Annotated in this window: 21 protein-coding genes and 1 tRNA gene; 15 read left to right on the top strand and 7 right to left on the bottom strand. The window is 72.8% G+C overall.

Annotation, left to right across the window (positions count from 1 at the left end; genetic code table 11):
- Positions 1–123: 123 nt before the first annotated feature.
- Both ACZ34W_RS02990 and ACZ34W_RS02995 read right to left on the bottom strand, forming a co-directional pair.
- A complete protein-coding gene (locus ACZ34W_RS02990; protein ID WP_465601192.1) occupies positions 124–336 on the bottom strand; it encodes a KTSC domain-containing protein in 213 nt (70 codons plus the stop codon).
- Positions 337–397: 61 nt separating this feature from the next.
- Complete coding sequence (locus tag ACZ34W_RS02995) at positions 398–1,927, bottom strand: MFS transporter (protein ID WP_465601195.1); 1,530 nt, start codon at positions 1,925–1,927, stop codon at positions 398–400.
- Positions 1,928–2,020: 93 nt separating this feature from the next.
- Here ACZ34W_RS02995 and ACZ34W_RS03000 point away from each other — a divergent pair, with 93 nt between their 5' ends.
- Positions 2,021–3,091, top strand: coding sequence for a helix-turn-helix transcriptional regulator (locus ACZ34W_RS03000; RefSeq protein WP_465601198.1), 1,071 nt, complete (start codon positions 2,021–2,023; stop codon positions 3,089–3,091).
- A 10-nt stretch (positions 3,092–3,101) separates the two neighbouring features.
- Here the strand turns inward: ACZ34W_RS03000 and ACZ34W_RS03005 are convergent, their stop codons facing one another.
- Both ACZ34W_RS03005 and ACZ34W_RS03010 read right to left on the bottom strand, forming a co-directional pair.
- Entirely contained in the window at positions 3,102–3,983 is an 882-nt protein-coding gene (locus tag ACZ34W_RS03005; RefSeq protein ID WP_359804085.1) for a hypothetical protein, read from the bottom strand.
- A gap of 12 nt (positions 3,984–3,995) precedes the next feature.
- Entirely contained in the window at positions 3,996–4,514 is a 519-nt protein-coding gene (locus tag ACZ34W_RS03010; RefSeq protein ID WP_329488635.1) for a YbhB/YbcL family Raf kinase inhibitor-like protein, read from the bottom strand.
- Between the two features lie 105 nt (positions 4,515–4,619).
- Between ACZ34W_RS03010 and ACZ34W_RS03015 the strand changes: the two genes are divergently transcribed.
- A complete protein-coding gene (locus ACZ34W_RS03015) occupies positions 4,620–5,366 on the top strand; it encodes a rhomboid family intramembrane serine protease (RefSeq protein ID WP_465601203.1) in 747 nt (248 codons plus the stop codon).
- A gap of 86 nt (positions 5,367–5,452) precedes the next feature.
- A complete protein-coding gene (locus tag ACZ34W_RS03020; RefSeq protein WP_465601206.1) occupies positions 5,453–6,619 on the top strand; it encodes a hypothetical protein in 1,167 nt (388 codons plus the stop codon).
- 84 nt (positions 6,620–6,703) lie between these two features.
- Here ACZ34W_RS03020 and ACZ34W_RS03025 read toward each other — a convergent pair whose 3' ends face one another.
- A complete protein-coding gene (locus ACZ34W_RS03025; protein ID WP_465601209.1) occupies positions 6,704–8,368 on the bottom strand; it encodes a helicase HerA-like domain-containing protein in 1,665 nt (554 codons plus the stop codon).
- 149 nt (positions 8,369–8,517) lie between these two features.
- Between ACZ34W_RS03025 and ACZ34W_RS03030 the strand changes: the two genes are divergently transcribed.
- Positions 8,518–8,814, top strand: a complete 297-nt coding sequence (locus tag ACZ34W_RS03030) for a type II toxin-antitoxin system VapB family antitoxin (RefSeq protein ID WP_030061387.1) — start codon at positions 8,518–8,520, stop codon at positions 8,812–8,814.
- A gap of 248 nt (positions 8,815–9,062) precedes the next feature.
- The gene (locus tag ACZ34W_RS03035) at positions 9,063–9,725 is read left to right on the top strand and encodes a LytR C-terminal domain-containing protein (protein ID WP_329488639.1); all 663 of its coding nucleotides are present in this window, start codon (positions 9,063–9,065) and stop codon (positions 9,723–9,725) included.
- A gap of 72 nt (positions 9,726–9,797) precedes the next feature.
- On the opposite strand, the gene upp is transcribed toward ACZ34W_RS03035, so the two are convergent.
- Complete coding sequence (gene upp, locus ACZ34W_RS03040; RefSeq protein ID WP_329488640.1) at positions 9,798–10,433, bottom strand: uracil phosphoribosyltransferase; 636 nt, start codon at positions 10,431–10,433, stop codon at positions 9,798–9,800.
- A 184-nt stretch (positions 10,434–10,617) separates the two neighbouring features.
- On the opposite strand from upp, the gene ACZ34W_RS03045 reads away from it, so the two are divergent.
- From ACZ34W_RS03045 to ACZ34W_RS03080, 8 genes are all read left to right on the top strand, one after another.
- The gene (locus ACZ34W_RS03045) at positions 10,618–10,854 is read left to right on the top strand and encodes a hypothetical protein (RefSeq protein ID WP_329488641.1); all 237 of its coding nucleotides are present in this window, start codon (positions 10,618–10,620) and stop codon (positions 10,852–10,854) included.
- A gap of 232 nt (positions 10,855–11,086) precedes the next feature.
- Entirely contained in the window at positions 11,087–11,665 is a 579-nt protein-coding gene (locus ACZ34W_RS03050) for a tRNA adenosine deaminase-associated protein (RefSeq protein WP_329488642.1), read from the top strand.
- A 40-nt stretch (positions 11,666–11,705) separates the two neighbouring features.
- The gene (gene tadA / locus ACZ34W_RS03055) at positions 11,706–12,221 is read left to right on the top strand and encodes a tRNA adenosine(34) deaminase TadA (protein ID WP_352290499.1); all 516 of its coding nucleotides are present in this window, start codon (positions 11,706–11,708) and stop codon (positions 12,219–12,221) included.
- 69 nt (positions 12,222–12,290) lie between these two features.
- Positions 12,291–12,380 (top strand) — tRNA-Ser (locus ACZ34W_RS03060).
- Between the two features lie 451 nt (positions 12,381–12,831).
- Complete coding sequence (locus tag ACZ34W_RS03065) at positions 12,832–12,996, top strand: hypothetical protein (protein ID WP_199926184.1); 165 nt, start codon at positions 12,832–12,834, stop codon at positions 12,994–12,996.
- 86 nt (positions 12,997–13,082) lie between these two features.
- Positions 13,083–13,376: a Dabb family protein gene (locus ACZ34W_RS03070; protein ID WP_329488644.1), complete on the top strand. Its 294-nt coding sequence runs from the start codon at positions 13,083–13,085 to the stop codon at positions 13,374–13,376.
- 272 nt (positions 13,377–13,648) lie between these two features.
- Positions 13,649–14,761, top strand: coding sequence for an RNA polymerase sigma factor SigF (locus ACZ34W_RS03075; RefSeq protein ID WP_465601214.1), 1,113 nt, complete (start codon positions 13,649–13,651; stop codon positions 14,759–14,761).
- Positions 14,762–14,951: 190 nt separating this feature from the next.
- Entirely contained in the window at positions 14,952–15,878 is a 927-nt protein-coding gene (locus ACZ34W_RS03080; protein ID WP_329488645.1) for an RNA polymerase sigma factor SigF, read from the top strand.
- A gap of 28 nt (positions 15,879–15,906) precedes the next feature.
- Here ACZ34W_RS03080 and ACZ34W_RS03085 read toward each other — a convergent pair whose 3' ends face one another.
- The gene (locus ACZ34W_RS03085; RefSeq protein ID WP_465601217.1) at positions 15,907–16,905 is read right to left on the bottom strand and encodes a tyrosine-protein phosphatase; all 999 of its coding nucleotides are present in this window, start codon (positions 16,903–16,905) and stop codon (positions 15,907–15,909) included.
- Between the two features lie 413 nt (positions 16,906–17,318).
- Between ACZ34W_RS03085 and ACZ34W_RS03090 the strand changes: the two genes are divergently transcribed.
- Together ACZ34W_RS03090 and pelF are read left to right on the top strand one after the other, a co-directional pair.
- Positions 17,319–19,676, top strand: a complete 2,358-nt coding sequence (locus tag ACZ34W_RS03090) for a hypothetical protein (protein ID WP_359804077.1) — start codon at positions 17,319–17,321, stop codon at positions 19,674–19,676.
- Between the two features lie 106 nt (positions 19,677–19,782).
- The coding region (gene pelF, locus ACZ34W_RS03095; protein ID WP_465601222.1) for a GT4 family glycosyltransferase PelF at positions 19,783–21,280 on the top strand (1,498 nt) is incomplete at its 3' end.

The raw sequence follows: 21,280 nt of genomic DNA on the forward strand, positions 1-21,280 counted from the left end.
GCCTCAAAACCCGTACCCACTACAGCGAAGCGACCGCCTGGGCGCACCACGCCCAACTCCATGCCGCTTGACCTCTAACGACATGGGGTGTCTGAACCCCGCCCCCCGGGGGAGGCGAGGGCCTCAGCGCACCCGCCGGTACGCGTACCGCCCGCGGATCCTCCGGGCGAAGTACCGTCCGTGGCTCTCCGCCGCCATCAGCTCCCGGTGCACCCGCCCGGGGACCGCGTCGTACCGGTAGACGCTCCCGCCGGTGAACTCCAGCTCCAGTACCCGCCGCTCCGCGTCGTACCCGACCGAGCGCAGCGCCGAGGAGTCCACCGCCAGCCGCTCCATGCTCCCAGTGTGCGCGCGAGGGCCCCGGCCGCGCATCGCGGCCGGGGCCCTCCACCCACCGTCAGACGAGCACGGGCTCCTGCTCCCGCTCGGGCTCGTCGGAAGAGGACGCGGAGGAGGTACCGGCGGCGACCGCCGCCTTCCGCCTCGGCAGCGCGAACATCAGCAGGAACACCGCCGCCAGCACCGCGACGACCCACCACATCGCGTGGACGAAGGCCCCGCCGAACGCCGTCCCGACCGCCTCGGGGGCGACCACGTCGTCCATCGCCCCGAAGAACGCCACCGACACCAGCCCGAGCCCCAGCGCCGTCCCGAGCTGGTTCACCGTGTTGATCAGGCCCGACGCCGAACCGGCGTGCTCACGCGGCACCTCGGCCAGCACCGCGTCGGTGATCGGCGCCACGATCAGGCCCATCCCCAGGCCCATCACCACCAGCGGCAGCGCCATCTGCCAGGACGTGATCGCCGTGCCGTACCGGTCGGCCTCCCAGATGTAGGTCAGCGCGCCGACCGCCATCACCAGCGCGCCGGCCTGGAGCACCTTGCGTCCGAAGCGCGGCACCAGCTGCTGCACCGAGAGTCCGGCCGCCACCGAGACCGCGATCGAGAACGGGATGCCCGTGGTCCCGGCCTTGAGCGGGCTCCAGCCCAGCCCGATCTGCATGTAGAGCGTCCAGACCAGGAAGAAGATCCCGGTGACCACGCCGAAGGTCAGCTGGACGCCGATGCCGGCCGCGAAGCTCTTCACCCGGAACAGCGACAGCTCGACCAGCGGCGAACCGTCCCGCCGCGTCTTCACCTTCTCGTACGCGACGAACAGGGCGAACACCGGCAGGCTGCCGGCCATCGAGAGGTGGCCCCAGAGCGGCCAGCCGGCCTCCCGGCCGTGGGTGAGCGGGTAGAGCAGCATCAGCAGGCCGACGCTGGCCAGCAGCACGCCCACGAGGTCCAGCTTGAGCGCCTTCTCCGCCCGCGACTCGCCGATGAACGCCCGGCCGAGCAGCAGCCCGGCGATGCCGACCGGCAGGTTGATCAGGAAGATCGGCCGCCAGGCCAGCCCGAAGAGGTCCCACTCCGTCAGCAGCGCGCCGATCAGCGGCCCGGAGACGGCGCCCAGACCGACCACCGCGCCGAACAGGCCGAACACCTTGCCGCGCTCCTCCGCCGGGAAGGAGGCGTGGATGATCGACAGCACCTGCGGCACCATCAGCGCCGCCGTCCCGCCCTGGAGGATCCGGGTCGCGACCAGCATCTCGGCGCCGGTCGCCAGACCGCAGAGTGCCGAGGCGACGGTGAAGCCGCCGATTCCGATCAGGAACAGTCGCTTCCGGCCGTAGATGTCGCCCAGTCGACCGCCGGTGATCAGCCCGATCGCGAAGGCCAGGGCGTAGCCGCCGGTCACCCACTGGACGGCACTGAACGAGGCGCCGGTGTCCTCCTGGATGCTGGGGATGGCGATGTTCACGATGGTGACGTCCACCAGGTCCATGAACGAGGCCGTCATCACGATCGCCAGCGCGATCCACCTCCGCCGGTCGGACACCACTCCGGAGCCCGCTCCGGAGCCCTCCCCGGAATCCGCTGTCATCGTCTTCTCCTCTACCTCGCTCTTCGGCACGTCTGCGACAGTAGAGGGGATGTAGGTCAGCTTTTGTCCTCGTTGTCCGGCATCCTGGGTGCCATGACGGACACTCCGGCGCGGCTGCTGAACCTGCTCTCCCTCCTCCAGACCCCGCGGGAGTGGCCGGGCAGCGAACTGGCCGAACGCCTCCAGGTCAGCTCCCGGACGATCCGCCGCGACATCGACCGGCTGCGCGCCCTGGGGTACCCGGTCGAGGCGACGATGGGCGCGATCGGCGGCTACCGGCTGGTGGCCGGGACGGCGATGCCGCCGCTGCTGCTGGACGACGAGGAGGCGGTGGCCATCGCGGTCGGCCTGCGGGCGGCCGCCGGGCACGCCGTGGTCGGCATCGAGGAGGCGTCCGTCCGGGCGCTCGGCAAGCTGCTCCAGGTGCTGCCGGGGCGCCTGCGCCACCGGGTCGGCGCGCTGAACACGGCCACCGTGCCGCTGCTCACCGGCGACGGACCGACCGTCGACCCCGAGGACCTCACCGTGCTCGCGGGCGCCGTCACCAACCGGGAGCGGCTGCGCTTCCACTACCGGGCGGGTGACGGCGCCGAGACCCGGCGCCAGGTCGAGCCCAACCGCCTGGTCTCGACCGGTCGGCGCTGGTACCTGGTCGGCTACGACCTCGACCGCGACGACTGGCGGCTGTTCCGGGTGGACCGGATCAGCGAGCCCTTCCCGACCGGCGCCCGCTTCACCCCGCGCGAACTCCCCGCCGAGGACGCGGCCGCGTACGTGGCGAGCAAGCTCCGCCGGCCGGCGGCCACCCACACCCTGGTGGCGACCCTGCACATGCCCGCCTCCGAGGTGGAGAGCTGGATCAGCCGCGCCGCCGACACCACGGTCGAGCCGGTCGACGACCGGAGCTGCCGGCTCCGCTCGCGGTCCGACTCGCTGGGGTACCTGGCGATGCGGCTCCTCATGCTGGGCTGCGAGTTCGAGGTCCACGAGCCCCCGGAGATGAACGCCCACCTGCGCGCCCTCGCCGCCCGCGCCGGCCGGGCCGCCGACAGCGGGGGTCCGGTCCATCCCGCCGCCGACAGCGGGGGTCCGGTCCACCCCGCCGCCGACAGCGGGGGTCCGGTCCGCCCGGCCGCCGACAGCGGGGGTCCGGTCGAGCCCTGAGCCGCCCGCGCTACGCCGCCACCCGGTACCAGGCGTCCCCCGAGCGGAACCGGAGCACGCCGTCCCGCCCGTAGGCCCGCTCCCGGTCCAGCTCTCCGGGCAGCCGGAGCCGGCGCCGCCCGGTCTCCTTCCACTCCTTGCCGACCAGCAGGCAGCGGACCAGCTCACCCGCGTGCGTCAGGAAGATCCCCTGTCGGCCGCCGACGGCGAAGCCGAGCGGCAGCCGAACCGGGGACCGCCGACTCACGGACCCCCCGGCCGGGTCGATCCGGGTCAGGTAGCTCGCCGTACTGCCCGGGTACCAGGCCAGCCAGACGGCGCGGCCCTCGGTCGCCCCGGCCAGGCCCTCCAGCGGGTAGCCGGGCAGTTCGTCCCGCCCCGGTCGCCAGACCATCCGCCCGGCCGGGTCCGCCCCGACCAGACCGGGGTGGGCCATCGGGTGGTCCCCGTAGATGCCCTCGTCCCCGAAGGCCATCCAGATCCGGCCGTCCCGGTCGGCGACCAGCGTCCGGATGTCGTCGCCGAGCACCAGCTCGTGGGCGGGCTCGCCGTCGGGCCCGAACACGACCGCGTTGGGCGCCCATCCGCCCGGCTCCTCGTCGGCCCGGTAGCTCGCCACCAGCAGCCGGCCGCCGGGCAGCAGCGCCAGGTGGTCCGGGTCGACGGCGAGCCCGCGCAGCGCCGTCCGCCGCTCCCCCTCCGGTGTCACCGTCACCAGCTCGGCGTCCGGGGGCGGGTCGGGGCACGTCCGGCCGGAGGCGCCGGACGGCTTCTCCCCGGGCACCAGCAGCACGACCAGTTCGCCGTCCGGTCCGACCGTCCAGCCGGAGGCCCGGCGGCCCGCCCCGGCATCGTGCTCGGGCAGCCGCCAGACCTCCACCGGTTCGTTCATCCGACGAGGATCTCAGACCCCGTACTCGGCGGTGATCACCGCACGGGCCAGCGTGTGGAAGGTGATGTGGAAGCCGATCTGGGCCGCCGGCGTCTCCGGGGTGACGTCCAGCGCGTCCACGTCCAGCGCGTGCACGGCGAAGGCGTACCGGTGCGGGGCGCCGGGCGGCGGGGCCGCGCCGTCGTACTTGTTGCCGGGGAAGTCGTTGCGGCCGTGGAACGAGGCCGCCCCGGGCAGGTCCGCGTCGGACGAACCGGCGCCGCGCGCCAGGCCGGCGGTGTCACCGGGCAGGTTGAGGGCGAGCCAGTGCCACCAGCCGGAGCCGGTCGGGGCGTCCGGGTCGTAGCAGGTGACGGCGACGGACCGGGTGCCCTCCGGCAGGCCCGACCAGGCCAGCTGCGGCGACAGGTTGCCGCCCGCATGGACGAACTCCTCGGCCAGCTTGCCGCCTTCGGCGAGGTCATCACTGGTCAGCTCGAAGGACGGCACCTGCGGCAGGAACTCGTAGGGCAGCGGCGGACGAACGCTCATGAAACGGTCACCTCTCGACAAGCCAGGACAGCCCGGACCAGGCTGAATGACGCGATTCACTGTAGTGGGGTGCCACCGTTCACGGGCCCCCTCTACAGTCGGGTCATGGCTTCCACACCCGCCCGCCTGCTGGCCGACTCCCGACGAGCCCTCCTCACCATGGTCGGCCTGCTCGCCGTCATCTGGCTGGTGCAGTTGGTGAACTGGATGGACGACTACGGCCTCACCTACGAACACGGCCTGATGCCGCGCCGGCTCGACGAGCTGCCGGACGTGTTCGCCATGCCGCTGCTGCACTTCAGCTGGGAGCACATCGAGGCCAACTCCTGGCCGCTGTTCGCCTTCGGCTTCCTCTCCGCCTACCGGGGCATGAAGAGGTTCCTCTGGGCGACCCTGATGATCGTCGTGGTCGGCGGCCTCACCGTCTGGCTGTGCGAGCGCCCCGAGACGGTCACCGCCGGGGCCAGCGGCCTGGTCTACGGCTACTTCGGCTACCTGGTCCTGCGCGGCGTGCTCGACCGCAACCTGCTGGACGCGGTGATCGCCGTCGTCGTCGCGGCGGTGTACTCCTACCTCCTGATCGGCGTCCTGCCGGTGACCCAGGGGGTCAGCTGGCTGGGCCACCTCGGCGGTCTGATCGGCGGGCTCGCCGCCGCCTGGCTGCTCCGCAACCGCGTACCGAAGACGACCGCCGCCCCGGCGTCCGACCCGCCGCCGGCCCCCGGTCCGCCCTGCACAAGGAGCTGGACGACCTCGGCCTCTGAGCGCCGGAGGAGCACGCCAGGAGCACGACGAGGGGCCCCGCGAGCGCGCCGCCGGCCAGGTATAGACCAATCCCGGACCTGCGACTAGCGTGGGAGAGCCCTGCCCTCTGCCCTCTGCCCCCTGCCCTCTGCCTTCTGCCCTCTCCCCCCTGCCCCCTGCTCCGGAGCCGCACCGTGGAGTCGTCCGTCCTCGCCTTCGCCACCGACCTGCTGGACGAGGGCACCGACACCTTCTTCGGCAACCTCGCCGACCGGGCCGGGGTCGGCGGCGTCACCCTCGCCTCGGTCTACCACGAGGCCCGGGACGTCTTCCCGCACAACCCGCGCCGGGTGATCCGCTACCTGGAGCCGGGCGCCGCCTACTTCCGCCCCGACCCGGCGCGCTGGGCCGGGCGGCGGCTGCGGCCCACCCCCTCCACCGCGATCGGCGACCGCGACCCCTTCGCCGAGGCCGCCGCCGAGGCGCGGCGCCGCGGGATGAAGCTGCACGCCTGGACGGTGTTCTGCCACAACGACCGGCTCGGCTTCGAACACCCCGACTGCGCCCCCGCCAACGCCTTCGGCGACCGCCACCTCACCGAACTCTGCCCGGCCGTCCCGGAGGTCCGCGAGTACGCGGTGACGCTGGTCGCCGAGCTGGCCCGGTACGGCGTGGACGCGATCCGCGCCGAGTCGCTGCACTTCCACGGGCTGCGCCACGGCTACCACCACGAGCGCTACTTCGAGGAGCTGGGCCCGGTCGCCGAGGCGCTGCTCGGGATGTGCTTCTGCGACCACTGCCGCGCCGCCGCCGTCCGGGCGGGCGTCCCGGCCGACGAGGTGGCGGCGACCGTCCGCACCGAGCTGCGCCGCCGGCTGGCCGACGACACGGCCGCCGCCGAGCCCGCCGCCCTCGACGAGCTGGCCGGCGGCGCCCTGGCGGCCTACGTCGACGCCTCCGCCGCGACCGTGACCTCACTCGCCGCCGAGGTGGCCGAGGAGGCGCGACGGCACGGCATGCGGCTGAGCTTCATGGACGGCGGCGGCCCGGGCCGGGGCTGGCTCGCCGGCATCGACCTGCCCGCGCTCGCCGGGGTCGCCGACCAGATCGAGACGCTCGGCTACGCGCGGACCCCGGAGGCCGTCCGGGAGAAGATCGCCGCGTTCGCCCTGCACGGCGTCCGCCCGCGCGACATGGCGGTGATCCTGCGCCCGATGGCCTCGGACTGCGACGGCCCGGCCAACCTCGCCGCCAAGATCGCCACACTCCGTGAGCTCGGCGTGCCGGAGGTCGAGTTCTACCACTACGGCCTGATGCGGCTCTCCTCGCTGGACCGGATCGGCACCGCGCTCACCGGCTGAGCGGAGCCGGGCCGAGCCCAGCTGAGCAGGGCCGGGCCGGGCCGGGCCGGCCGGCCGACCACACTCCCGGCACCACGGCCCGGCTCACCGCCGCCGCCGGGACGTCCCGAACAGGCTGCGCGAGATCTCCCGCCCGAGCTGCGTCCCGGCCGAGCGGGCGAAGGACTTGAGCGTCGGGTTGCTCAGCAGCGACCCGAGCAGCCCACCACCGTCCCCGGCCCCTTCCCCCGACCCCGCCTCGGACCTCCGACGCGGTTCGGGCGCCGGCCGCGGCGCGGCGGGCTCCCCGGCCGGCACCGACTCCGGCACCGACTCCGGGACCGGCTCGGGCACCGGTGCCGGCTCCGGCCGCGCCGCCCGGGCGGCCAGCTTCTCGTAGGCCGACTCCCGGTCGATCGCGTCCCGGTAGCGGGCCGCCAGCGGCGACGCGTCCACCGCCGCCCGCAGCGCGGCCGGTTCGACCGGACCCATCAGCGACCGCGGCGCCCGCAGCCTGGTCGCCGCCACCGGCGTCGGCGCGCCCCGCTCGGAGAGCACCGTGACCACCGCCTCGCCGGTGCCGAGCGAGGTCAGCACCTCGCTCAGGTCGTACGAGGACCGGGGGAAGGTCGAGACCGTCGCCTTGAGCGCCTTGGCGTCGTCCGGGGTGAAGGCGCGCAGCGCGTGCTGCACCCGGTTGCCCAGCTGGGCGAGCACCTCGGCCGGGACGTCCTTCGGCGTCTGGGTGACGAAGAAGATCCCGACGCCCTTGGAGCGGATCAGCCGGACGGTCTGGGTGATCGCCTCCCGGAACGCCTTGGAGGCCCCGTTGAAGAGCAGGTGCGCCTCGTCGAAGAAGAACACCAGCTTGGGCTTGTCGAGGTCCCCCACCTCGGGCAGCTCCTGGTAGAGGTCGGCCAGCAACCACATCAGGAAGGTGGAGAAGAGCCGCGGCCGGTCCTGCACCGCGGGCAGTTCCAGCGCCGAGACGAGACCCCGCCCGTCCGGGGCGGTCCGCAGCAGCTCGGCGGTGTCGAACTCCGGCTCTCCGAAGAACGCCCCGGCGCCCTCGTTCTCCAGCGTGGTGAGCGAGCGCAGGATCACTCCCGCGGTGGCGGCCGACAGCCCGCCGATGCCCTTCAGCTCCTCCTTGCCCTCGGGCGAGGTGAGGAAGGTGATGACGGCGGTGAGGTCCTTGAGGTCGTACAGCTCCAGGCCGTTGCGGTCGGCGTAATGGAAGACCAGCCCGAGCGAGGACTCCTGGGTCTCGTTCAGGTCGAGCACCTTGGCGAGCAGCAGCGGGCCGAAGCTGGTGACGGTGGCTCGGATCGGAATGCCCGTGCCCAGGCCGCCCAGGGCGTAGAACTCGGTCGGGCAGCCCTGCGCCGACCAGTCCTGGCCGACCTCGGCGGCCCGGGCGGCGGTCCGCTCGCCGGGTGCGCCGGGCGCGGAGATCCCGGAGACGTCGCCCTTGATGTCGGCCAGGAACACCGGCACCCCCTGGGCGGAGAGCTGTTCGGCGATCAGCTGGAGGGTCTTGGTCTTGCCGGTGCCGGTGGCGCCCGCGACCAGCCCGTGCCGGTTGAGCACCCCGAGCGGGATGCGCACCTGGGCGTCCCGGTAGGCGGTGCCGTCCAGCAGCACCGCCCCGAGGTCGAGGGCGGGCCCGGCGAAGGCGTACCCCTCGGCGATCTCCCGCACCGCGGGCGGGACGACTTCCGGGACGACCTCGGTGCCGGAGGGGGCGGACGGCGGCTCGGCGGTGGACATCGGTGCACACTCCAGGGCACGACTGAGGGGGCGACGTTCACGACATTTCCCATGAAACAGCCGCAATCGTCCGCCCGCAGCTCGCGCCGGTGCGCGTGGCGCGGTCGCGGCTGCTGCGCCATCCGCCGCCCAAACGGTAGGCTTTCCGTGTGATCTTCAAGCGCATCGGCAATGGGCGGCCGTACCCGGATCACGGCCGGACCAGCACCCGCCAGTGGGCGGACGTCGCCCCGCGTCCGGTGCGGCTGGACCAGCTGGTGACCACCAAGGGCCAACTCGACCTGGAGACCCTCCTCGCGGAGGACTCCACCTTCTACGGCGATCTCTTCGCCCACGTCGTGAAGTGGCACGGCGACCTCTACCTGGAGGACGGGCTGCACCGCGCCGTACGCGCCGCGCTCCAGCAGCGCCAGGTGCTGCACGCCCGCGTCCTCGAAATGGAGTGACGGGCCCGTCCCGCACCCCGCGACCCGTGTGGACACCGCCCTCCGGCCACCTCCGGAGGGCGGTCCGCGCATGCACCGGTACCCCCGTTCGGGTGCCGGCGTACTCCAGATGATGATCATTTAGTACCTTCGCAGCCGTCCGGCACTAATCTGCTGACTACGGCCGCAGTCCGTGGCGTACGCCGCCCACCCAGCCGTTTCCGTCACCCGATCCCCGCCCTGGCACGAGGGGGAGACAAACCGTGAGCATGTTGACTCCCCAAGGCCTGAAGGGGAAGCAGTACCGCGTCACCGGCAACAGCTATCCACGGCTGGGCCGGCCGCCGAAGAAGAGCCGCAAGGTCCTCGCCCTGATCGGCTCACTGCTCGCCCTGGCCCTGATCGGCCTCGGCGGCGTGCAGCTCTGGGACATCTTCACCGGCAAGGGCAAGAACGCCTCCGCCCAGGCCTGCGCGTCGCCCTCGGGCAAACCGCTGGCCGCGCCCACCCCGGACGGCTCGGCCCCGCCCTCCGGCGCCCCCACCGATCCGAACGCCATCCCGCAGCCGGCCTCGATCACGGTGAACGTCTACAACGCCACCGCCAAGTCCGGGCTGGCCGCGCGGACCGCCGAGGAGCTGAAGAAGCGCGGCTTCACCATCGGCAAGGTCGGCAACGCGCCCGCCGAGCTGGACAAGAAGGTGCCCGGCACCGCCCAGGTGGTCGCCGGCCCGGCCGGCGCCGGGGCGTCCACCCTGCTCGGCTCCCAGATCGCCGGGGCCCTCACCACGGCGGACGCCCGGACCGACACCACCGTCGACTTCGTGATCGGCGACAGCTACAACGCCCTGCTGGACGAGACCCAGGCCGCCGCCGCGCTGGCCCTGGCGACCAAACCCACCCCGACCCCGAGCACCACCGGCAGCTGCTGAGCCGGCCCCCGGGCACGACGGAGCCCCCCGGCACCGCCGGGGGCTCCGTTCGTCCGTTCGTGGCGCGCGGGCTCAGCCCGCGGTGCCGTACAGGCGGTCGCCCGCGTCGCCGAGGCCCGGGACGATGTAGCCGTTCTCGTTCAGCCGCTCGTCGACGGCGGCGGTCACCACGGTGACGGGCAGCCCGGCCAGTTCCTTCTCCATCACCGCGACGCCCTCGGGCGCGGCCAGCAGCACCACGGCGGTGACGTCGGTGGCGCCCCGCTCGATCAGCATCCTGATCGCGGCGACCAGCGTGCCGCCGGTGGCCAGCATGGGGTCGAGCACGTAGACCTGGCGGCCGGAGAGGTCGTCCGGCATCCGGGTGGCGTAGGTGGAGGCCTCCAGGGTCTCCTCGTTGCGCACCATGCCGAGGAAGCCCACCTCGGCGGTCGGCAGCAGCCGGGTCATCCCGTCCAGCATGCCCAGGCCGGCCCGCAGGATCGGGACGACCAGCGGCCGGGGGTAGCTCAGCCGGGTGCCGGTGGTGACCGCCACGGGGGTGGTGATCTCCACCTCCTCGGTGCGGACGTCCCTCGTCGCCTCGTACGCGAGGAGGGTCACCAGCTCGTCGGTCAGGCGACGGAAGGTCGGCGAGTCGGTGCGCTCGTCGCGCAGGGTGGAGAGCTTGTGGGCGACCAGGGGGTGGTCGACGACGTGGATCCGCATACGTCGAGGTTAGCCCGGCCCCGGACGCCCGTACGCCACCCGGTGGCCCACCGGGCCGGCGCCGCGTCCCGGCGCGGAGCCGACCGGGGTCACCCACCGATGACGCGCCGTGACGCACCGCGAATGTCGGGGCGGAACGTCCTCCTGTGGTATCAATCCGGCCGATCTGGGAAAGTCAGGTCCTATGACGAGCAACCCGAAGAACGGGGACGGCTCGGCGGACGGGTCCACGGGCCCGTCGGGCGGGCGCTCGGGCCTGCCCCCGGACCACCCGGAGACCGAGGCGGAGCGCCGCAAACGGCGGACGGTGTTCCTGCGCGAACTCGCCGAGGCGCGCGAACTGCGGGAGCGGGTCCAGCCGCGGCGCACCAAGGAGCGCCGGATGCGCGAAGCGATGCGGATGCGAACCTTCCGGTTCTGACGGGCCCGCGGCGCGCCCACGGGGATCCGACGGCGCGCACCCGGCGCACCCGGCGCCCGTTCACCGGCTCCGGACCGGCCCTTCCGACACGACCTGCAAAGACGCGCTGCCGAACACTCCCCGCAAAGCCGGGCTTTCTGTCACGATTCCGAGGGGACGGTCCGAACAGCGGGCCGCCTCTGGCGCGGGGGCGGCCAGATTCCGCGTTGCCCGGAGCGCCGAGCCGAGACCGATGATCTTGGGAGTGTCCCTGGTGGCGTACTTCGCTGCAGTGCTTGCTCGCACCGAGGACGGGTGGGATGTGAGCGAGACGGAACTCGACGACGTCGAAACCCTGGCGGACCTGGCCGATCTGGCCCGCGAAGCCGCCCAGGACGACGACAGCGTCCTGGTCTTCATCGAACAGGAGGACGTCTGGTTCGCCATCGTCCGGGTCGACGGTGAGGAGGACCCGCGGATCTTCGTGTCGGACGGCGCCGCCGCCGCCCGCAGCAGCTACGGCTCCGTCCTCACCGACGAGCTGGTCGACCAGGCCGGCGAGAGCGAGTTCGGCGACCTCGACAACCTGGTCGCCGAGCTGGAGGACGAGGAGGCGCAGGCCTCGGCCGGGCAGGAGGACGAGGACGGCGACGCGGACGCCCGCGGCGGCGTCCCGGTCGGCCCGCTCGGCGACGCCCACCTGCTCACCGAGTTCGGCCTGCCGTCCGAGGAGCTGCTCGCCCTCAGCGGCGAGGGCGCGGTGCCGGGCGACGCCTTGGAGGAGATCGCCGAGGCCCTCGGCTGCGGCGAGGTCCTGGAGGCCGTCCGGTAACGGGCCGGTGCCCCTCGCCGGATGCCGGACACTGGATGCCATGCAGTCCGCGTCCACCCGCCAGATAGCCCCGCTCCCCGCCCCCGTCCGCCCCGACCCGGTCCGCGACCGCTGGGCGGCGCCGATGCGCCTCGCCATCGCCGAGGCCGCCCTGGCGCCGGCCACCGGGGACGTCCCGGTCGGGGCGCTCGTCCTGGGCCCGGACGGCGAGGTGATCGGACGCGGCCACAACGCGCGCGAGGCGGTCGGCGACCCGACCGCCCACGCCGAGGTGGTCGCCGTCCGGGAGGCCGCAGCCGCGCTCGGGGAGTGGCGGCTCGTCGGCTGCACCCTCGTCGTCACCCTGGAGCCCTGCACCATGTGCGCGGGCGCCCTCGTGCTCTCCCGGATCGACCGGGTGGTCTACGGCGCCCTCGACGAGAAGGCCGGCGCCGCCGGCTCGCTCTTCGACGTGATGCGCGACCGCCGGCTCAACCACCGCCCCGAGGTGATCCCGGGCGTCCTCGCCGACGAGTGCGGCGAGCAGCTCCGCGCGTTCTTCGAGAACCACCGCTGAACGCGGCCGCCGGCCGCCGTCCCGATACGGATTTCGTGACCTCGCCACCCGTCCGGTAGAGTTCCCCTCGGTAGCGTGTCCGAGCGGCCAAAGGAGCACGCCTCGAAAGCGTGTGTGGGGGCAACTTCACCGTGGGTTCGAATCCCACCGCTACCGCCAGCAGCACGAGGGCCCCGACCGGAGACGGTCGGGGCCCTCGTCGTTCCCGCGCACCCTCGGGCGCGGAAGGGCTCCGCACCCGGGGCCGATGACCACCAACGCCCGGCGAGCACGGAGCCTGGAGGGGGAGCGGCTCGGGGGACCAACCGCTCCCCCGGCGGAGTCCCACAACCGGCGCCACGTCGGGGGGAAGTCGCGGCGACCGGTCCCACAGCGGGGAGCTCCGGATCCACGTGCCGGGGGATTCCTGCCAGATCCGCGGCACACCACCCATCCTGCGCGACGGTCCGCCCCCGGGCACCCGGAGAAAGGCCCCACTCCCGGGGACCTTCGTCCCGCCGGGTGAACGCGTCGCACACTTGATGGGCCGTCCGGTGGATAAGCTGCGCTCTGCAGAGGGCCGCTCGGGGACCGAATGGCGGCGGCCCACAGCAGGGAGGAAGGTCACCGGATGGCGCAGGCGAAGAAGATCGGCATGGTCCTCCTGCTCATCTTCGTGCTCTACACGATCATCACCTCGCCCGCCCGCGCGGCCGAGCTGGTCCAGCTGGGGTTCGAGGGCATCTCGAACGCCGCCAAAGCGGTCGGCACCTTCATGACCGGGCTGGTGAAGTAGCGGACCAGGGGGGCGGTCCTCCGGCCCCGGCGGCTCCGGCTACGGTGTGCGGGACCCTCAGTCCCCCGTCCGCGAGGAGCGGCATCGTGATCCGGCACCTGGTCCTGTTCAAGCTCAACGAAGGCGTCAGCAAGGACGACGAGCGGGCGCTCGCCGGCGCCGAGGCCTTCGAGGCGCTCGGCCCGGTCATCCCCGAGCTGCGCGAGTGGGAGTGCGGCTGGAACACCACCGAGCGCGACATCGCCCACGACTACGCGATCAACAGCCTGGTCGAGGACCGTGCGGCGCTGCAGGCCTACCTCACCCACCCGGCCCACCAGGCCGCGGCCGGTCAGTGGCGGGAGTTCGCCACCTGGGTGATCGCCGACATCGAGGTCTGACCCCGGGCCGTCCCCCGGACGGCCGCAGGCGCCCCGCCCGGGTCCCGGACGGGGCGCCTTGCGCTGTCCGGAAACCGCCACCGGCCCCGCGCCACCCCGGGGGGCCGGGTGGCGCACCGGCGCAGCACCAACACACCTCCCCTCGGTACTTGCCCGACCTGCGCCCGGCTTGTGATGCTATGACCGGTTTTGCCGGACACGGCGAGGTGGTGAATCGAGCCGCGACACCCGATCCGCAAGTCCCACCGTTTGTCGACTTTGGGAGGGGTGACGTGTCCGTGCGGACACCAGGGAGTGCGCCGGACACCGGCACCGGCCAAGCCGCCGGGCAGATCACCGCGAAGACCGTCGTCCAGGCCGTCGTCCAGACCGCCGGACCGACCACCGCCCAGGCCCCGGCGCAGGCTCCGGCCCCGGCCCCGGCCCCGGCCCAGGTCCAGGTCCAGGCCCAGGTCCAGGCCCCGGCGCAGGCGCAGGCCCAGGCGCAGGCCCCGGCCCAGCCGCAGGCCGCCGCACCGGACGCCGGTCGCCCGGCGCCCCCGCCCGGGGACGAGGTCCTGGCCACCGTCATCGGCCCGGCCGGCGAGCTCCGCCCGGACGGCCTGCGCGGCCCCGGCGGCCGCCCGGTGGTGGACGTCCGGACGCTCACCCGGGTGCTGTTCGAGCGGCTCGCCGAACTGCCCCCGGACGCCCCCGAGCGGGAGCGGGTCCGGGCGGCGCTGATCGAGGTCAACATCCCGCTGGTGCGCTACGCGGCCACCCGCTTCCGCAGCCGCAGCGAGCCGATGGAGGACGTCGTCCAGGTCGGCACGATCGGCCTGATCAACGCGATCGACCGGTTCGACCCGAACCGCGGCGTGCAGTTCCCGACCTACGCGCTGCCGACCATCCTGGGCGAGATCAAGCGCTACTTCCGCGACAACGTCCGCACCATGCACGTCCCGCGCCGGCTCCAGGAGCTCTGGGTCCAGGTCAGCGGCGCGATGGAGGAGCTGACGGTGGTGCACGGACGGGCCCCCAAGGTGCCCGAGATCGCCGCCAGCCTGCGCATCCCGGAGGAGGACGTCCGGGCCTGCCTGGACGCCGGCCGGGCCTACAACGCGGCCTCCCTGGAGGCGGCCCAGGAGCACGAGGGCGGGCTCGCCCTGCTGGACCGGCTCGGCTACGAGGACTCGGCGCTGGCCGAGGTCGAGCACCGGGACATGGTCCGCCACCTGCTGGTCCAGCTGCCCGAGCGGGAGCGGCGGATCGTCATGCTGCGGTTCTTCGCCAATCTGACGCAGTCCCAGATCAGCACCGAGCTGGGAATGTCGCAGATGCACGTCTCGCGCCTGCTCTCGCGGATCCTGACCAGGCTTCGGACCGGCAATTCCTGGGAAGACTGACCTTCACAATCCCGGACAGAACACCGCGAACCATTGGGCCCGCCCGGGATTGCTGCGCGTTACCGTCGCGTGACGTCTTGCGACCTTCGGGTTTGCCGGGGACCGTGTTCCGGTATGCAGGGGGAGGGCGTCCTCGGGAACCACCGCGCGACGGAATCCGTTCAACTGTCAGTCACAAGGGGGTGGGTGCATGTCCGGAGACCTGGGCACTGCGGAGATCCACGCTGGTCAGGCCCATGGCACCGCGGTCGCCGTCGACCGGATCCCGCTCCAGCGGGGCCCGGACGCACCGTCCGTCGCCGAAATCGACCCCGCGGAGGCCGCCGCCGCCGCGCCGCAGGCGCCGCCGGGCCCCGGGCTGGACACCCGGACGCTCTCGCGCTCGCTCTTCCAGCGGCTCGCCGCCCTGGAGGCCGACAGCGCCGAGCACACCTACGTCCGTGACACCCTGATCGAGCTCAACCTGCCGCTGGTCCGGTACGCCTCCGCGCGCTTCCGCAGCCGCAACGAGCCGATGGAGGACATCGTCCAGGTCGGCACGATCGGCCTGATCAAGGCGATCGACCGGTTCGACCCGAACCGCGGGGTGGAGTTCCCCACCTTCGCGATGCCGACGGTGGTCGGCGAGATCAAGCGCTTCTTCCGGGACACCAGCTGGTCGGTCCGGGTGCCCCGGCGACTGCAGGAGCTGCGGCTGGCGCTCACCAAGGCCGGTGACGACCTGGCCCAGAAGCTGGACCGCTCCCCCACCGTCGCCGAGCTGGCCGTCTGCCTCGGCGTCAGCGAGGAGGACGTGGTCGAGGGGCTCGCGGTGGGCAACGCCTACACCGCCAGCTCCCTGGACTCCAGCCCCGGCGAGGAGGACGGCGACGGCCCGCTGGCCGAGCGGCTCGGCTACGAGGACCTCGCGCTGGAGGGCGTGGAGTACCGCGAGTCGCTGAAGCCGCTGCTGGCCAAGCTCCCGCCGCGCGAGCGTCGGATCATCATGCTGCGGTTCTTCGGCAACCTCACCCAGTCGCAGATCGGCGAGGAGATCGGCATCTCCCAGATGCACGTCTCCCGACTGCTGACCAGGACCCTCACACAGCTGCGCGAGGGCCTGATCAGCGAGGGGTGAGCCGGGGCCCGGGCCGGGCCGGGGCGACTCAGGGTACGAGCAGGTTGGCCCGCAGGCCCGCCAGCACGGCGTCGTCCAGGCCCAGGCCGTCCCGCCAGAACGACGCGAAGTCGGGCCAGCCGGCCTCGACCTCCTCGAAGGCCGCCTCCAGGTAGTCACGCTCCGCCCGGAACACCGGGAGCAGCAGCTCCGGCTCCTGCATCAGGCCGCGGGTGCCGAAGCTGTCCACGATGGTCTCGACGATCGCGGCGGAGCGCTCGTTGGTGAGCAGGTAGTCGGCGAAGACCGTCTCGCGGTCCACCCCGAGGGCGGTGAGCAGGACGGCCGCCGTCCACCCGGTGCGGTCCTTGCCGGCCGAACAGTGGAACAGCAGCGGCGCGCCGTCCGGCGCGGCCAGCAGGCGCAGCACGGTGGCGAACCGCTCGCGGGCCACCGCGTCGTTCACGAACCACCGGTAGAGGCCGGTCATCATCGCGGCGGCCCGGCCGTCACCGAGCAGGGCGCGCTGCTTCTCCGGGCTGCGGTCGGCCAGGGCGTCGCGCAGCGCGACGTAGATGTCGAAATCCGCGGCGAAGACCGGCAGGTGGTGCAGGGTCACGCCGTCCGGGGCGGTGCGCTCGACGGTGATGGGCGCGGCGGACAGCTCGGCGGCCGCGATCACGGCCACCGGCAGGCCGCGGACCCGGTCGGGGCCGGCCTCGCGGACCTCGTCGAGGCTGCGCAGGTCGACGACCTGGCGCAGGCCGAGCGCCGCGAGCAGGTCGAGGTCCTCGTCGGTGAGGCGGTTGAGGCCGTCGCTGCGCAGCACGGCGCCGTGCTTCAGCACCCGTCCGTCGGCCGTCCGGTAGCCACCGAGATCGCGGGCGTTGACGGCGCCCCGCAGGCCGAGGCTCCGGGCCTGCTGGGCGGCTTGCGGAGCGGGCTCCAGGGCCTCTTCCCGGGCACCGTCCCGGTCGCCCTCCACCGACGTCCCCACGGCATTCCGCAGGGCCTCGATTGCGGCGGTCTCGGTCTGCTGCTCGGTCACGCGGCGGCCTCCATTGGATATTCGAGCGGTGCCGTGGCACAACCCGACGCGATATTGCATGAACCTGCCCGACGGAACAGGGGGATGTGCAAGAGTGTCATGCGCAACGCCGCCAGTGTAGGGCGCGGCATACATGTCATCACCGCACGGTCGGTGACCAGCGGTAACGCTCCGGCGCCGTTTTTAATTCTCAATTCATTATTTGCGCAACAGGTGCTCTTCCGGTCACAATCAGCGCCTTCATGGCATCGCCATGAACGTTGGTAACAGATTCGCTGCACTCCTGCCCATTTGGTCCCAATCGGTGCGGAGTCTCCACCAGGATGGGCGCCGGGCAGCCTGCTGCCCGCGAACAGCGACCGGGCAGGCGAGCGTCGAGCAGCGAAAGCGCCCTGCCCAGGGGAGGAACACACATGGGTCGAGCGACCCGAAGAGTTGCCGCCTGCGCGGCAGCAGTCCTGCTGGCCGGCGGCCTGCAGTCATCCCTCGCACACGGTGCCACCGCAGCACCCAGGATCGACCTCACGGTCCTGGTGATCAGCGACGGCGGCCCCGCCTCGGCGGCCATCGCGGCCGAGCTGAAAAGCCAGGGCACCCCGTACAAGTTGGTCGACCTCAACGACGCCGGACGCCCGGTGATCAATGCGGCCTTCCTCAGCGACAGCCTCAACGGCCAGCCGCGCGGCAAGTTCCAGGGCATCGTGCTGCCCAACGACAACCCGTTCGCGGCCGGCTCCGCCGAGATGGCCGCGATCGCCGCCTACGAGGCGGCGTTCGGCGTGCGCCAGGTCGACGCGTACACCTACGCCAGGCCGGAGGTCGGCCTGAACTACGCCGCCGACCCGGGTTACATGGGCAGCCTCGACGGCTTCCAGGGCCAGGTCTCCACGGCCGGTCTCGCGGGTCCTTTCGGCTACCTCAAGGGCAGTGTCCCGTTCGAGGACAACGACCCGGCGGTCGGCGAGAGCTACGGCTTCCTCGCCACCCCGCTGACCACCCTGCCGGCCGGTGCGAGCTTCACCCCGCTGGTCGAGACGACCATCCCGGGCACCACCACCAAGGGCTCGCTGGTCGGCGAGTACAGCCACGACGGCCGCAAGGAGCTGGTCGTCACCTTCGTCTACAACCAGTACCAGCAGCAGTACCGCCTGCTGGCGCGCGGCATAGTCGACTGGATAACCCAGGGCGTCCACCTCGGCTACGACCGCAACTACTTCGCGGCCCACGTGGACGACGTCTTCCTGGCGGACGACCGCTGGGACACCGTGCTGAAGTGCACCCCCGGTGACGTCACCTGCCCGCCCGGCACCCCGGAGACGGCCGACCCGATCCGGATGACGGTCGCCGACGCGCAGTACGCCAAGCAGTGGCAGACCGCCAACAACTTCACCATGGACATGGTGTTCAACGGCGGCGGCAGCGAGGACTGGAAGGCCGACCACTCCGTCACCACCGACCCGGTGGTGGACCAGATGGTCGCCGACCAGACCAGCTACCGGTGGGTCAACCACACCTACACCCACCCGTACCTGGGCTGCCTCCAGGACGTCTCGGTGGTGCCGTGGAAGTGCACCAAGGACACCGCCGGCAACACCGTCTGGGTCGACCAGGCCACCATCACGTCCCAGATCAAGAACAACATCGACTGGGCCGCGGCGCGCAACCTGCACATCGACAAGACCGAGCTGGTCACCGGTGAGCACTCGGGCCTGCTGACCGCTCCGCAGGAGACCAGCGACAACCCGTACCTGGCTCCCTCGCTGGTCGCCAACGGCGTGAAGTGGACGGCCAGCGACGCCTCCCGCGAGACCGGCCAGCGGGCCGTCGGCTCGTCGGTGCTGACCGTGCCGCGGTACCCGATGAACGTCTTCTACAACGCCGCCACGGCGAAGGAGGAGACGGACGAGTACAACTGGATCTACACCAGCGTGGCCAACGGCGGCAGCGGGGTCTGCGAGAACAACGCCAACTCCACCTGCCTGCCGACGCCGCTGGACGTGAACACCGGCTACCAGTCGTACATCGTGCCGCTGGAGGCCCGGATCGACCTCGGCCACGTGCTGAGCAACGACCCGCGACCGCACTTCATCCACCAGTCGAACCTGTCCGAGGACCGGATCGTCTACCCGGTGCTGGAGAAGGTCCTCTCCACCTACCGCGCACTGCACGCCGACAACGCGCCGATCGTGAACCTGGCGCAGAAGGACCTCGGCGCCGAGTTCCAGCGCCGCGCGGCCTGGAACGCGGCGCTCACCGCCGGCCAGGTCACCGCCTACCGGGTCGGCGACACCGTCACGGTGAGCGCTCCGGCCGGCGTCCAGGTGCAGGCCACCATGCCGACCGGCACCACCCAGAAGCTCGCGATCGGCTCGGGTGCGTTCGGCACCGCCTACGCCGGTACGCTGTCCGGCTGGGTGAAGCCCGGAGCGCTCCAGAGCAGCGTCCAGCTCAAGCTGGCCGCGGCGGTCACCCCGGCGGCTCCGGCCGCCGCGCCGAACACCGCCAAGACGCTGACCGCTCCGGCGCCGGCCGACAAGAAGGTCGTGCCCCAGGGCACCGCCGACGCCGTCCCGGCCGGTCCGGGCGACACCGCCCGGACCGACGCCCCGACGCTGGTCCCCGGTAGCGGGGTCCCGGTGCCGGGCAAGGGCGTCACGGCCGGCAAGAGCAGCACCAAGGGCAACGCCAAGGGCGGCGCCCAGACCGGCAAGGCCTCCGGGGGGAAGGCCGACCCGACCAAGAAGACCGCCGGCCAGTCCGGCACCCGCTAACAGGTGACACCGGTGGTGGGACGGGCGACGGCCCGCCCCACCACCGGCCACCGGGCCCGGCCGTCGAGGCCGGCCGCTTGACGCAAGGACAGGAGGGGGGACAGGAATGCGCGTCACCCTGCTCACCGAGGGGACGTACCCGCACCAGCACGGCGGCGTGAGCGTCTGGTGCGACCAGCTCGTCCAGGGCATGCCGGACGTCGACTTCGACGTCATCGCCGTCACCGGGACCGGCCACGAACCGCTGGCCTGGGAGCTGCCCGCCAACGTGCGGTCCGTCACGACCGCACCGCTCTGGGGCCCTGCCGCCGACGGCAGAGCACCCCGCGGCCGCGAGATGCGCCGCTTCCTCAACGCGTACGAGCGCTTCCTGCACTCCATCCTGGACCCCGTCTACACCACCCACTTCGGCACCGAGCTGTACGGCTTCGCCGACCTCGCCCGGCGCGGGCTGCTCAGCCCGGCGCTGCGCAGCGAGCGCGCCCTGCGCACCCTCCAGCACGTCTGGACCCGCGACTACCTCTCCACCGGCGTCTCCCGGCCCACCCTGCACGACGCGCTCAACGCCACCGACCTGCTGGAGCACGCGCTGCGCCCGCTGTCGGTCGAGCCGCCCCAGGACGGCGTCGCGCACGCGGCGAGCGGCGGCCTCGCCACCCTGCCCGGGCTGATCGCCTCGCAGCAGTACGGCGTACCGTTTCTCCTCACCGAGCACGGCATCTACCTGCGCGAGCGCTACCTCGGCTACCGCACCGGCCCCTACCGCTGGCCGGTCAAGGCGCTGCTGCTGGGCTTCTACCGGATGCTCGCCGAGGAGAGCTACCGGCGGGCCGCGCTGGTCACCCCCGGCAACCGGTACAACCGGCGCTGGGAGGAGCGCGGCGGCACGCCGTCCGCGCACATCCGGACCGTCTACAACGGCGTGGACCCGGCGGCCTTCCCGCCCGCCGGGCCGGAGCCCGAGACGCCCACCCTCAGCTGGGCCGGCCGGGTCGACCCGATCAAGGACCTGGAGACGCTGATCCGCGCCTTCGCGATCGTCCGCGACGAGATACCCGACGCGCGGCTGCGGCTGTTCGGCGGCACGCCCAAGGGCGGCGAGGCCTACCGCGACCGCTGCATAGCCCTGGCCGCCGAGCTCGGCGTCGCCGACTCGGTGGCCTTCGAAGGCCGCGTCGCGGACATCACCGACGCGTACGCGGCGGGGAACGTGGTGATGCTCTCCAGCATCAGCGAGGGCTTCCCGTTCACCCTGATCGAAGCGATGTCCTGCGGCCGCTCCACGGTCTCGACCGACGTGGGCGGCGTGCGCGAGGCCGTCGGCGACACCGGTCTGGTCGTCCCGCCGCGCGAACCCGAACCGATGGCGGCCGCCGCCGTCGAGCTGCTGCGCGACCCGGAGCGCCGGGCCCGGCTCGGCGAGCAGGCCCGGCTGCGGGTGATCGAGCAGTTCACGCTCCGCCAGAACATCGACGGCTTCCGCGGCATCTACACCGAGCTGCTGGGCACCTCCCGCTGGCTGCCGAACGGCGTCGTCGCCGTCACCGACGGCGCGTCCGACGCGGACTGGGACGATCCGGTGCCCCGCGAAGCGGCTGCCGAGC

This window comes from Kitasatospora sp. NPDC022856, from assembly GCF_055561235.1.